This is a genomic window from Negadavirga shengliensis (assembly GCF_042652345.1).
GTDB lineage: Bacteria > Bacteroidota > Bacteroidia > Cytophagales > Cyclobacteriaceae > Negadavirga > Negadavirga shengliensis.
In genome coordinates this window covers 1-1,143 of the sequence record NZ_JBHSJJ010000048.1, presented here as the reverse complement: position 1 = coordinate 1,143, position 1,143 = coordinate 1, and the positions used below count along the sequence as shown (strand labels likewise).

The 1,143-nt window shown below is 58.4% G+C and carries 2 protein-coding genes; both read right to left on the bottom strand.

The window, feature by feature from the left end; translation table 11 throughout:
- On the bottom strand, positions 1-699 hold a 699-nt coding region (locus ACFPFU_RS25630; protein WP_377069601.1), incomplete at its 3' end, for a DUF1501 domain-containing protein.
- A 1-nt stretch (position 700) separates the two neighbouring features.
- On the bottom strand, positions 701-1,143 hold a 443-nt coding region (locus ACFPFU_RS25625), incomplete at its 5' end, for a DUF1553 domain-containing protein (protein ID WP_377069599.1).

Here is a 1,143-nt window from a genome sequence, read left to right as displayed (position 1 = left end):
GTCGCCGCTTGAGAACTGCACCCCCTGGTGGACGGAATCCAGGAAGCCGTTGGTCCACAGCTTGGAATAGACCCCCTGGCCGTTGCCCTTCCCCCGGGAAAGCAGCACGCAGAAACCGGGCAGGTTGCTGTTCTCGCTGCCAAGCCCGTAACTCAGCCAGGCACCCATGCTGGGCCGGTTCCCCACCTGTGCCCCCGTCTGGAAGAAGGTCAGGGCGGGGTCGTGGTTGATGGCCTCCGTATGCATCGATCTCACGATGCAGATGTCGTCGGCGATCTTTGCCGTATAGGGGAAAAGGTCGCTTATCCAGGCACCTGCCTGGCCATATTGCCGGAACCCGTGATGGGAGCCCACCAGCGGGAAGGAGGACTGCCCCGACGTCATGCCGGTCAGCCGCTGCCCCATCCTTATGGATTCGGGAAGTTCCTCCCCCACCCGTCTGTTCAGCAGGGGTTTGTAATCAAATGACTCCAGCTGGCTCGGGGCCCCGTTCTGGAACAGGTAAATGACACGTTTGGCCTTCGGGGCAAAATGGGGTACCCCGGACATCAGTCTGTCCGTATCCGGCCCCGGTTTCCCGGAAAACAGGTCCGGGATCAGCAGTGAGCCCAAAGCCACACTCCCGATGCCCAGACTGAGCCTGGAAAGGAATTTCCTCCTGTTTTCGTTTAATCCGCTTTCTAATCTTTCCTTTTCCATATCAGGTTTTGGTAATCGCTTCTTCAACATTGTATATGGCCACAATGACCTGCATCAGTGCGGCCGTTCCGGCCTTTCCGCTGTTGTCCCCCAGGGGATGATCGCCGATACTGACCGCTTTGGATATTTCTTCGGGACGCTGCTCAAACCGCTGCAGCTCTTCCCCGTAATAATCCATTAATATTTCGGCCTCTTCTTTTTTGGGTTCCCTGCAGATGATCCTTGCAAACGCCTCCCCTATGGCTTCCCCGGGGTCGGCATGCCTGGAAACCAGGTCCGCCGCCAATACCCTGGATGCTTCCAGCACCAGCGGGTCGTTGAGCATGGCCAGTGCCTGCAGCGGCGTGTTGGTCCTGTTGCGGGTCACCTCGCAGACGTCCCTGTTGCTGCCGTCAAAGATGATGGGCTTGGGCGGGGGCGAGGTCAGTTTGATGAAGGTGTAGA